The following is an 11,867-nucleotide window of genomic DNA, read 5'->3' as shown; positions in this document are numbered from 1 at the left end:
GATGACAACCGTGTGGTCGCCGGATTACTTGTTGTCGTCCGAGGGACGGAACGCCCGCGTCGGGTCGGCGGCCGGATCGGCGTTCTGCTCGCCACCGAACGGCTGGCCCTGCTGGCCCTGCTGCGGCTGCTGCTGACCGTACTGCTGCTGGCCGTACTGCTGCTGCTGACCACCGAACTGCTGGGTGGCGCCATCCGACGGCGACTGCTGCTGGCCACCGGCGTACGGCGACTGCTGCTGGCCCGCACCGTAACCGGGCTGCTGGCCGTAGGACGGCTGCTGCTGACCGTAGGGCTGCTGACCGGGCTGCTGGCCGTAGGCGGGCTGCTGGCCCGGCTGGCTGTAGGACGGCTGCGACGGGTACTGGCCGCCACCGAAACCGCCCTGGCCCGGCTGGCTCTGGCCGAACTGCTGCTGGCCGTAGCCACCCTGCTGCTGGCCGTACTGCTGCTGACCGTAACCCGGCTGCTGCTGGCCGTAGCCGGCCTGCGCCTGCTGCGCGGCCGGACGCGGTTCGGGCAGCTTGATGATGCCGGCCTCGAACAGCAGGACCGCGACGGCGATGGCCGCCTGGACGAACACGAAGAACAGCAGAACCCAGACGCCGAACTCGGCCTTGGTGCCCTCGGGGAAGCTGAACGACTGGAACAGCACGCCGACGAACGCGGCGACCGACACCGCCGCGGCGACTCCGGTCCAGTTCTGCTTGGGCAGCAGCGACAGACCCGCGAGCGCACCGCCGAGCAGCGCCAGCGCCAACAGCGCGGTGTGGCCGGAGACGAAGGCGTTCAACGAATCCGCCTCGCCACCGAAGTCGCCATCCGGGCCCATGAACGGCAGGAAGCCGAGCAGGAAGCTGATCACACCCAGCGCAGCCACGCCGATCGTCAGGAAGAACGGCAGCCCCTTGGCGGCGGCACCGGATTCGGTACCTGCGCCGGCCGGCGACTGGCCGGGGTTGGGGGAAGCGGAGGGCGTCGGCGCGGGCGCGTTGTACCCGGAGCCCCCGGTCGGGTATGACATGTCGTCGTCTCCTAGGTCGAGTCATACATGTGTGTTCACGACTGATTCCCTCCTGACGCTACTGCACTGGGGCGCGGAGGTCATCACCGAGCGATTCCCCTGTGGAGAGAATCGCCGCCTGTGGATAACGACGAAGGCCGCCGCCGGCGAACCGGAAGCGGCCTTCGAAGACCCATCGAATGGAATCGAGAATCAAGCGGTATCTGATTCGCCTGATTCGGGGGCCCTGCGTGGTGACGCTGCGCTACCGCCTCCGGGCCCTGACCGAATCAAGCGGTGACGCTTGCCTTCTCCAGGATCTCACGCGCCAGCGCGGCGGTCTCGGACGGCGTCTTGCCGACCTTCACGCCGGCGGCCTCGAGCGCGTCCTTCTTCGCCTGGGCGGTACCCGACGAACCGGAGACGATGGCGCCCGCGTGGCCCATGGTCTTGCCCTCGGGGGCGGTGAAGCCCGCGACGTAGCCGACGACCGGCTTGGTGACGTTGGCCTTGATGTAGGCCGCGGCCCGCTCCTCGGCGTCGCCGCCGATCTCGCCGATCATCACGATCAGCTCGGTCTCCGGGTCCTTCTCGAACGCCTCGATGGCGTCGATGTGGGTGGTGCCGATGACCGGGTCGCCGCCGATGCCGATGGAGGTCGAGAAGCCGAAATCGCGCAGCTCGTACATCATCTGGTAGGTCAGCGTGCCGGACTTGGACACCAGGCCGATCGGGCCCTTGCCGGTGATGTTGGCGGGGGTGATGCCGACCAGCGCCTCGCCGGGGGTGATGATGCCGGGGCAGTTCGGGCCGATGATCCGGGTCTTGTTGCCCTTCTCCACGTTGTAGGCCCACGCGTAGGCGGTGTCCTGCACCGGGATGCCCTCGGTGATGACCACCAGCAGCGGGATCTCCGCGTCGATGGCCTCGATGATGGCGTCCTTGGCGAACTTCGGCGGCACGAACGCGATCGAGACGTCGGCGCCGGTCTCCTTCATGGCCTCGGCCACGCCGGCGAAGACCGGCAGCTCGACGGCGTTGCCGTCCTTGTCGGTGTGCGAGACGGTGGTGCCCGCCTTGCGCGCGTTGACGCCACCGACGATCTGGGTGCCCGCCTTCAGCATCAGGGCAGTGTGCTTGGTGCCCTCGCCGCCGGTGATGCCCTGGACGATGACCTTGGAGTCCTTGTTGAGGAAGATAGACATGTTGTTGTCCTTACTCGGCCGTCGTTAGTTGGCGGCAGCCAGTTCGGCGGCCTTGTCGGCGCCTTCGTCCATTGTCTGCGCCAGCGTCACCAGCGGGTGCGCGGCGTCGGCGAGGATCTTGCGACCCTCCTCCACCCGGTTGCCGTCCAGCCGCACGACCAGCGGCTTGTTCGCCTCCGAGCCGAGGATCTCCAGCGCCTTCACGATGCCGTTGGCCACCGCGTCACAGGCGGTGATGCCACCGAAGACGTTGACGAACACGCTCTTGACCTGCGCGTCGTTCAGGATGACGTCCAGTCCGGCCGCCATCACCTCGGCCGAGGCGCCGCCACCGATGTCGAGGAAGTTGGCCGGCTTGACCCCGTTGTGCTTCTCGCCCGCGTAGGCGACCACGTCGAGGGTGGACATGACCAGACCGGCGCCGTTGCCGATGATGCCGACCTCACCGTCGAGCTTGACGTAGTTGAGGTCGTTCTCCTTGGCCTTGAGCTCGAGCGGGTCGGTCGCGTCGATGTCGGCGAACTCCGCGTGGCCCGGCTGCCGGAAGGAGGCGTTCTCGTCCAGGGTGACCTTGCCGTCGAGGGCGAGGATCTCGTCCTGCGGGGTGCGCACCAGCGGGTTGACCTCGACCAGGGTGGCGTCCTCGGCGACGAAGACCTCCCACAGCTTCTGGATGGTCACGGCCGCGGCGTCGAGCACCTCGGCGGGCAGGTGGCCCTGCTCGGCGATGGAGCGCGCGAACTCCAGGTCGACACCCTTGACGGCGTCGACGGGCACCTTGGCGAGGCGCTCGGGGGTCTTCTCCGCGACCTCTTCGATCTCCATGCCGCCCTCGACCGAGCACATGGCCAGGTAGGTGCGGTTGGAGCGATCCAGCAGGAAGGAGATGTAGTACTCCTCCGCGATGTCCTTGGCTTCGGCGACAAGGATCTTCTTGGTGATGTGGCCCTTGATGTCGAGGCCGAGAATGTTCGACGCGTGCGTGAAGGCGTCTTCCGGGGTGGCTGCGTACTTCACGCCGCCTGCCTTGCCACGGCCGCCGACCTTCACCTGGGACTTGATCATCACCGGCTTGCCGATTTCCTGCGCGATGGCGCGGGCATCTTCGGCCGTGTCCGTCACGCGGCCCTCCGACGAAGGCACTCCGTGCTTAACGAAGAGCTCCTTCGCCTGATATTCGAAGAGATCCATGTATTCACCGTCTCGTCTGCGTTGCTATGACAACGTCTTTGTTGGCGGCCCGACGTCGGAAGCGGGTCGGGTCGGACTCTAACCAGTCACATGGAAGGCCAATCGGCCACGTACATCCTAAGTGGCGCAGGTCACGGCCGAACCCCCGGGACGGGCAAAACCGCTGGCCAACGCTACTCGCGAGTAGCTTGTTGACGGGTCACCGGACGCCTGCTCGCGCGGCATCGAGGCCGCGGATCACAGACCCGTCACGACCAGGCAACCTCACTCCGGTGCCCAGAAACGCGTGAGTTGAATCGAGCTGTTATCGTGATACATCTCACAAGTGTGGCCGGAATGTGCACACCGCTTGCGCAGTGCGCAATCGTTTCGTTACCGTCGATGCGGTCGATATCACAACCCGGTCACGACTCCGTTGTTCCAGGTGATGAGGAGGACGGCAAGCTTGACGCACCACAGCACTCCGTCGGTGGAGAGCCGTTCCATGATCGACCCGTCGATGCCGCCCCCGTCCGGGCCGGACATGCGCACGAGATCCTTCCGCATCGCGATGCGGGCGCGCCGATGAACCATCACACGACCCTCGACCCCAGTCGCAACCGGTCGGGTCACCGATACCGCCACGAAGACGGCCCAGCGGCCGCACCCGCGCACAGCGGACACCACGGCTACGGCTTCCATGCCGCCCCCGGCGCGCACAACGCCCAGCATGCGGGCGAGGCACAGAACTCGTGGTCCGCCGAGAGCGCCTGGAACGACAACGCCTCCTGGTCCGAGGGCGACGCCTGGTCCGAAAGCGACAACGGCTGGTCCCCCGAGTGGTCCGAGCAGAGCTGGACCGAAGGCGAGACCTGGTCCGACGGCAGCGCTTGGAGCGGCGGCGGCGAAACCTGGCGCGAGGCCGACGAGCCCGCCGAGGAATCCGACGAGCCGGCCGCGCCGAAGGTCATCCCCGCCCGCGAGAGCCGCTCACGCAGCGGTGGCGCGCACCGACTACCGGCACCGCCCTCGGCGCTCAAAGGCCGGGCCGCGGTCGCCGCTGTGGCCGCGGGCGCGTTCGTCGCCGCGGGCCAGTGCGCCTTCGCCAGCCCCGAAGAACAGACCATGGCGGCCGACTACGAGGCCGACCAGATCTACGAGATCGCCTCGCACTCGCCGATGAACGCGGACGATCCGGCCGCCGCCGCGGCCACCTCGCCCGATTCACCGCAGGTGCTCACCGTCGGCGCGCCGGTCGATCTGAGCCAGTTCACCGACATCCTGGAAAAGGGCCAGAAGTACGCCGAAGACCTGGCCGCCCAGGAAGCTTCGAAGCTGCGGCCGCTGTTCGCCCGGTTCGCCGCAGGCAATTTCACCTCCGGCTTCGGCGCCCGCTGGGGCGTGCAGCATCTCGGCATCGACGTGGCGGGCCCGATCGGCACGCCCATCTACGCCGTCGCCGACGGCACCGTCATCGAGGCGGGCCCCGCCGCCGGATTCGGCATGTGGGTGCGGCTGCTGCACGACGACGGCACCGTCACCATCTACGGGCACATCGACACCGCCACCGTGTCGCAGGGTCAGCGCGTGCTCGCCGGCGACCAGATCGCCACCATGGGCAACCGCGGATTCTCCACCGGTCCGCACGTCCACTTCGAGGTCTGGCTCAACGGCACCGACAAGGTCGACCCGCTCCCCTGGCTGGCCACCCGCGGCATCAGCCTGGGCCAGATGCGCGACTGACCTACGCGTTTCACACCACACGGTCGGGGTGGCCCTTGCGCCATCGCGGCGGCTGTACGGCCCATGAACCACGCGGGTCTGGGTGGCGCGGCGAATCGTGATCGGCGCTGCGGCATAGACCGATTCCGTCCCGCAGCCCACGCGGTGATCAAGCGCACGCTTCCGCAGCACGGACGGGCCACATAGCGTCAGGCCATGGCTCGTACAACGACGTACACCCAAGTCCTAGCGCTGCCCGCCGCCGACATCTGGCGCATACTCGGCGACCCACAGCGACTGCCCGAATGGAATCCCGCGGTCACCTCGGTCGTCATGCACGGCCCGGTCGCCGCTGGAGCCACCGGCGACATCGTCCCGCGAGGACGTCTGCTCGGTCCGGTGCATCAGCGCAGCGCCGACCCGTTCGTCCTCACCACGGTCACCCCCGAACGCGAACTGACCCTCGAGCAGGACACCCCGATGGGGCGGATGTACCTCACCTGGACGCTCACCCCCGTGACCGGCGGAACCGAACTGGCACAACGACTCACCTTCACCGGCCCCTCCGCGGGCGCGGTGCGCGCGATCATCGGCACGCTGGTCGAGACGGACGCCCGAGTCTGCTTCGCCCGGCTGGCAACCCTCGCCGGAATCTCCCCGGCCGCCGACGCGCTCACTGCCGTTATCGCAGGCGGCTCCGGCGCGCTCGGCCGCCACATCGCCGCCGACCTGGTCTGCCGAGGCCACCGCGTCGTCATCCTCACCCGCCGACGCGATCCGGAACTCCCCTTCCCGCAACGGGAATGGGACGGCAGGACCGTCGGCGACTGGGCCGACGCCCTGGTGAATCCCGGACCCACCGCGATCATCAACCTGGCGGGCAAGCTGGTCGACTGCCGCCCGACCACCGAGAACATCGACGAACTCCGGCGCAGCCGAGTCGACCCGACCCGCGCGCTCGCCGCCGCCACGGCCGGACTCGACGCACCGATCGACTACTGGATCCAGGCCAGTACCACCGCCATCTGGTCCGATGCGGGCGAAGCCCGGTGCACCGAAACCACACCGCTGCCGACCGGAGCCGCCGCCCTGCCGCAGATGACGGGCGTAGCCGCAGCCTGGGAAGAGGCCTTCGACGGTGCGAAAGCCACCCACAGCACTATCCTGCGCACCTCCATCGTGCTCGACCCGCAGGCGCCCGCGCTGAAACGCCTGTGCCAGCTGACCCGCGCCGGACTCGGCGGCCGGATCGGCGACGGCAAGCAGTGGTTCAGCTGGATCCACATCGAGGACTGGCTCGCCATCGTCCGCGCCGCCCTCGGACTCGACCCGGAAGTGCGGTTGCCCGGCGGAATCCTGGTGGCGGCCACCGATTTCCCGGTGCGCAACCGCGACCTGATGACGACCCTGCGCAGGCACCTGCACCGGCCACCCGCGCCACCGACACCGAAACCGCTGCTGGCCCTCGGCGCCGTCGTGCTGCGCTCCGATCCGGCGCTCGGGCTCACCGGCCGGCATGCCACGTCAGCGGTGCTGCGCGAATCCGGGTTCCGGTTCCGCTACCCCACGCTCGACGACGCGCTGACCGACCTGCTGCCGAGCTGACGGGCCAGGGGCGCGGGGCGGGTCGCGGCGGGCCGGTACTGGACGATCATGCTCGCGCGCCGCGCGGGGGCCATCGCCAGGTTCGCGCGCGCCGCGGCCTGCGTCAGAGCTTGACCAGCGTCCGGCTGAACTGCGGGATGAGCCGGATCTTGCCCGCGGTACCGAAATCGATGGTGACCGTGGCCAGCGGGCCGACCCCGTCGGCGGCGACGACCCGGCCGAGCCCGTACTTGTCGTCGCTGACCCGGTCGCCCACGGCGAGCACGAGGTCGACGTTGTTGCGTTTCGCGCCAGCGCTGCGCGGCGCGGGGCGGCGATCCCGCACGCCAGGGCGCGGTTCCGACCAGCCTTCGGTCCAGTCGCGTTCGCCGTCGTCGTCGCCGCGACGGCGACCGCCGCGCATACCGGAGTTCTTGGGCTCCAACCGTTTCCAGTCGATCAAATGGCCGGGAATCTCCTGGAGGAACCGTGATTCCGGGTTCGATACCGGCTGTCCCCAGCCCGAGCGCACCACCGCGCGGCTCAGATACAGCCTGCGCCTGGCCCTGGTGATGCCGACGTAGGCGAGACGGCGTTCCTCGGCCAGCTCGGCCGGATCGCCGAGCGCCCGCATATGCGGGAACTGGCCGTCCTCCCAGCCGGTGACGAAGACAACCGGGAATTCCAGGCCCTTGGCGGTGTGCAGGGTCATCATGGTGACCACGCCCGCTCCCTCGTCCGGGATCTGATCAGTATCGGCGACCAGCGACACCCGCTCCAGGAAGGCCGCCAGCGAACCGGGTTCGGGTTCGCCGTCTGCGGCCTCGGGCAGCAGACCCTCCGCCCGCGCGGCCTCGGCGTTGTTGTGCGCTTCGGAGCTGAATTCCCTTGCGACACTGACCAATTCGTTGAGGTTGTCGAGCCGTGCACCGTCCTGCGGATCGTCGGAGGCTTCCAGCTCGGCTCGGTAGCCGGTGCGGTCGAGCACCGCCTCGACCACATTGCCGACATCGGGGAAATCGGCGTCCGGGCGCTGCCCCGCGGCCCTGATCTCCTCGAGCAGGTCGAGGAAACCCGCGATGGCGCGCTGGGCACGGGTGTTCAGCAGCGCGACCTTGCCCTCGGCGGCATCGCGCAGGGCCGCGGCGAAACCGATATCCCGCTGTTCGGCATGCACCGCGACACAGGCTTCGGCGCGATCGCCGATCCCGCGGCGCGGGGTGTTGAGGATGCGGCGCAAGCTCACCGCGTCGTCGGGATTTTCCAACACACGCAGGTAGGCGACGACGTCGCGGACTTCCTTGCGCTCGTAGAACCGCACGCCGCCGACCACCTTGTAGGGCAGGCCCATGCGGATGAAGATCTCTTCCAGCGCACGCGAGTTGTTGTTGGTGCGGTAGAACACCGCCACATCGCCATAGGTGGCTTCGCCGGCGTCGACCAGCCGATCGATCTCGCGGGCCACGAACGAGGCCTCGTCGTGCTCGTTGTCGGCGACGTAGCCGGTGATCAGATCACCCTCACCGGAATCGGTCCACAACCGCTTCTCCCGCCTGCCCTCGTTGCGGGCGATGACCGCGTTCGCGGCGGACAGGATGTGCTGGGTGGAGCGGTAATTCTGTTCCAGCAGGATGGTCTCGGCGTCGGGGAAGTCGCGCTCGAACTCCTCGATATTGCGGATGGTGGCGCCGCGGAAGGCATAGATGGACTGGTCGGCGTCACCGACGACGCACAGTTCGCTCGGCGGTACCCGATGCTGGTCGTCGTCGGCCCACTCGTCCTCGGCCCCTGCGGCAGCGGCCGCGCCCGCGGCGGCATCGGCGTCACCGGCCGCATCGGCGGGTGGGCGGCTCGTGTGATGGCCGACCAGCTCACGGACCAGGATGTACTGGGCGTGGTTGGTGTCCTGGTACTCGTCGACCAGCACATGCCGGAAGCGCCTGCGGTAGTACTCGGCGACCTGCGGATGGTTTTGCAGCAGCGCGACCGTCTCGCCGATCAGATCGTCGAAATCCAGTGCGTTGGCCGCGCGCAGCCTGCGCTGGTATTCCGTGTAGACCCGCGCGACCAGGCCCGGGAGCTCGGCGTCGTCGGATTCGGCGTCGGCGGTGGCCTTGGCGGGGTCGATGAGCTCGTTCTTCAGGTTCGAGATGGCGGTGGCGAGCAGGCGCGCGGAGTACTTCTTGGTGTCGATGTCCAGATCGCGGCTGATCATGGTGAGCAGACGACGGGAATCGTCGGCGTCGTAGATGGAGAAGTTCGAGTTCAGGCCGGGCAGCAGCGCCGACTGCATGCGCAGGATCCGCACGCAGCTGGAGTGGAAAGTCGACACCCACATGTTGTTCGCCCGGGGACCGACCAGCCCGATCACCCGCTCACGCATCTCCGCGGCGGCCTTGTTGGTGAAGGTGATGGCCAGGATCTGGCCCGGGGTGGCGCCCCTGGCGGCCAGCAGGTAGGCGATCCGCCGGGTGAGCACCGCCGTTTTGCCGGAGCCCGCGCCCGCCACGATCAACAGGGGCGCGCCGGTATGCACCACAGCGGCGCGCTGCTGCGGGTTGAGGCCGTCGAGCAGCCGCTCGGTCTCTTCGTCGCGCCGCCGCTCCTCTTCGGCGCGCCGCTGGCCCGCTTCGCTGCGACGCTGCTGCTGCTCGGCCGTGAGACGCTGTTGCTGGGCCCGTAGGCCACCCTGAGCCGTCGCGGGAGCAGCGGCCGCACTCTCCGGCGGCTGCGGTGCTCGACCAGCCTGTGGCGCGGGCTGGGCCTGCGATGAGGTGCCGGAATTCGGTTCGGGTTCGGGCCGGTGCCCGCCATGCGTCTCGGGAGCCAAGGTGCTGTCCATCGTCTGTCCACGCTACCGGCGCACACCGACAGAGTTGAACTCCTGTGCGGACTCGGTGGCCGCCGGATGAGCACAGTGGCGACGACCGGTGAACAGTCCCAGGTCGTTGCGGCCGCAAAGCCGTGAACGCGTTCTCAGCAGATTCACAAACGTAACCGTTTTGCATACCTTTCGACCCGTGGCAGACTGGCCACATGGTCAGGGCTCCCGCGAGACGTCCGCAACGGATGTCCCCCGTCAACGGGTATCGCGGACTTTGCACCTGAGCGCCCCCACTGGGGAGACAATGCTGGGGGGACAATGCAAGGCCCACCAGGTCTGTTTCACGGTGAAAGAACCGATCGGTAACGAGCTGCCCGCGTCGACCGATCCACGTTCTGACACGAGGAGATGAATGATGAGCACCCCTGCCACGACGACCGGGTCCGAATCGGCTCTGCCTCATACCGAGGCGGAGATCGAGAAACTCCGCAAGGAGATCGACCGGCTCGATGCCGAGATCCTCGCCGCGATCAAGCGCAGGACCGAGATCTCGCGGATCATCGGCCGCACCCGAATGGCGTCCGGCGGGCCGCGCCTTGTGCACAGCCGTGAGATGAAGGTGCTGGAGCGCTTCAGCGAACTGGGCCAGGAAGGCCACACCCTCGCGATGCTGTTGCTGCGCCTCGGCCGCGGCCGCCTCGGCCACTGAGCCCACGCCCCGATCACCGGCGCGCACGCGCCGGGTAGGCGGGCGTCCCACAACTTCGCGTCGGTTGCGAAATCGTCGCCTCCCCTATGGCCGCCCCGGGTGTTCACACCCCGGGGCGGTCGTCTCGTCTCTGCGGCCGGTCCGCTAGGTGAGCGCGATGTATTTGGTGGACAGGTACTCCTCGATGCCCTCGGTGCCGCCCTCGCGTCCGAAGCCGGACGCTTTCACCCCGCCGAAGGGCGCGGCGGGATCGGAGATCACCCCGCGGTTGATCCCGACCATGCCGCTCTCCAAGCCCTCGGCCACCCGCAGCGCCCGGTCCAGATCTCGCGTGTACACGTAGCTGACCAGGCCGAACTCGGTGTCGTTCGCCGCCGCCAGGCCTTCGTCCTCGGTGTCGAAGGTGACGATCGGCGCGACCGGGCCGAATACCTCTTCGCGCAGGATCCTGGCCTCGGCCGGGATATCGGTCAGGATGGTGGCCGGGTAGAACCAGCCGGGCCCGTCCGGGGCCTTACCGCCGAGCCGCACGGTCGCGCCGGCGTTCACCGCGTCGTCGACGAGTTCACGCACGGTGTCGCGCTGATTCTCGTTGATCAGCGGGCCGAGGGTGGTGTCCGGATCGGTGCCGCGGCCGAGCACGACCGACTCGCTCATCGCCTCGATCAGCTTGGCGGTGAACTCCTCGGCGACGCCGCGCTGGACGTGGAAGCGGTTGGCCGCGGTGCACGCCTCGCCGCCGTTGCGCAGCTTCGCCAGCGTCGCGCCCTGCACGGCGGCATCGACGTCGGCGTCGTCGAACACCACGAACGGTGCGTTGCCGCCCAATTCCATCGAGGTGCGCAGCAGACCGTGCGCGGACTGTTCGACCAGCGTGCGGCCGACCTCCGTGGACCCGGTGAAGGTGAGCTTGCGCAGCCGCGGGTCCTGCAGCAGCGGCCCGGTGACGGCGCCGGAACGCTTGGTGGTGATCACCGAGAGCACACCGTCGGGCAGGCCCGCCTCGCTGCACAGTTTGGCCAGCAACAGCATCGTCAGCGGTGTTTCGGACGCCGGTTTGACGATCATGGTGCAGCCTGCGGCGAGCGCGGGGCCGATCTTGCGGGTGCCCATGGCCAGCGGGAAATTCCATGGCGTGATCGCCAGGCAGGGCCCGACGGGCTGCTTGTGCACCATGATCCGGCCGGTGCCCGACGGTGCGTGCAGGTAGCGGCCGTGCACCCGCACCGCTTCCTCGCTGAACCAGCGGAAGAATTCGGCGCCGTAGCGCACCTCGTTGCGGCTCTCGGGCAGCGCCTTGCCCATCTCCAGGGTCATCAGCAGCGCGAACTCCTCGGCCCGCGCGGTGAGTTGTTCGAAGACCGCCCGCAGGATCTCGCCGCGTTCACGGGCGGGGGTGGCCGCCCATTCGGCCTGCACCGCGACGGCGGCGTCCAGAGCGCGCATCGCATCCTCGGGACTGGCGTCGGCGACGTGGGTCAGCACCTGTCCGTCGGCCGGGTTGTAGACCGGGAAGGTCGCGCCGCCGGTGGCGTCGGCTCCTGCGCCGATCCACAGCTGGGTGGGTACGGATTCGAGTACTTCGCGTTCGGAGGCCATGAGCCAAGGTTAGGCCCGCGCCGTCGGCGTTCGGTGCCGTTCGCGTGCACGC

Annotated in this window: 9 protein-coding genes; 3 read left to right on the top strand and 6 right to left on the bottom strand. The window is 68.6% G+C overall.

Going from position 1 to position 11,867, the window contains the following annotated elements:
- Positions 1-24: 24 nt before the first annotated feature.
- From FEK34_RS22300 to FEK34_RS22285, 4 genes are all read right to left on the bottom strand, one after another.
- Entirely contained in the window at positions 25-1,023 is a 999-nt protein-coding gene (locus FEK34_RS22300) for a DUF5336 domain-containing protein (RefSeq protein ID WP_138450679.1), read from the bottom strand.
- A gap of 269 nt (positions 1,024-1,292) precedes the next feature.
- Positions 1,293-2,207, bottom strand: coding sequence for a succinate--CoA ligase subunit alpha (gene sucD / locus FEK34_RS22295; RefSeq protein ID WP_138450677.1), 915 nt, complete (start codon positions 2,205-2,207; stop codon positions 1,293-1,295).
- Between the two features lie 24 nt (positions 2,208-2,231).
- Positions 2,232-3,398, bottom strand: coding sequence for an ADP-forming succinate--CoA ligase subunit beta (gene sucC, locus FEK34_RS22290; RefSeq protein WP_138450676.1), 1,167 nt, complete (start codon positions 3,396-3,398; stop codon positions 2,232-2,234).
- A gap of 393 nt (positions 3,399-3,791) precedes the next feature.
- The gene (locus FEK34_RS22285) at positions 3,792-3,971 is read right to left on the bottom strand and encodes a hypothetical protein (protein ID WP_138450674.1); all 180 of its coding nucleotides are present in this window, start codon (positions 3,969-3,971) and stop codon (positions 3,792-3,794) included.
- Here FEK34_RS22285 and FEK34_RS22280 point away from each other — a divergent pair.
- Together FEK34_RS22280 and FEK34_RS22275 are read left to right on the top strand one after the other, a co-directional pair.
- Entirely contained in the window at positions 3,963-5,120 is a 1,158-nt protein-coding gene (locus FEK34_RS22280; protein WP_138450672.1) for a M23 family metallopeptidase, read from the top strand. The genes FEK34_RS22285 and FEK34_RS22280 overlap by 9 nt on opposite strands.
- 195 nt (positions 5,121-5,315) lie before the next feature.
- The gene (locus FEK34_RS22275) at positions 5,316-6,704 is read left to right on the top strand and encodes a DUF1731 domain-containing protein (RefSeq protein ID WP_138450670.1); all 1,389 of its coding nucleotides are present in this window, start codon (positions 5,316-5,318) and stop codon (positions 6,702-6,704) included.
- 103 nt (positions 6,705-6,807) lie between these two features.
- On the opposite strand, the gene FEK34_RS22270 is transcribed toward FEK34_RS22275, so the two are convergent.
- Positions 6,808-9,525, bottom strand: coding sequence for a UvrD-helicase domain-containing protein (locus tag FEK34_RS22270; protein WP_138450669.1), 2,718 nt, complete (start codon positions 9,523-9,525; stop codon positions 6,808-6,810).
- Between the two features lie 397 nt (positions 9,526-9,922).
- On the opposite strand from FEK34_RS22270, the gene FEK34_RS22265 reads away from it, so the two are divergent.
- Positions 9,923-10,216 carry a chorismate mutase gene (locus FEK34_RS22265; protein ID WP_081505625.1) on the top strand — a complete coding sequence of 98 codons (294 nt, stop codon included), beginning with the start codon at positions 9,923-9,925 and terminating at the stop codon, positions 10,214-10,216.
- Between the two features lie 144 nt (positions 10,217-10,360).
- On the opposite strand, the gene FEK34_RS22260 is transcribed toward FEK34_RS22265, so the two are convergent.
- The gene (locus tag FEK34_RS22260; protein ID WP_138450667.1) at positions 10,361-11,815 is read right to left on the bottom strand and encodes an NAD-dependent succinate-semialdehyde dehydrogenase; all 1,455 of its coding nucleotides are present in this window, start codon (positions 11,813-11,815) and stop codon (positions 10,361-10,363) included.
- Between the last annotated feature and the right edge of the window lie 52 nt (positions 11,816-11,867).

The sequence above is a fragment of the Nocardia cyriacigeorgica genome, assembly GCF_005863245.1.
Taxonomy (GTDB): domain Bacteria; phylum Actinomycetota; class Actinomycetes; order Mycobacteriales; family Mycobacteriaceae; genus Nocardia; species Nocardia cyriacigeorgica_C.
Note: the sequence above shows the minus strand (reverse complement) of the source record. Positions and strands in the feature narration are given on the sequence as shown.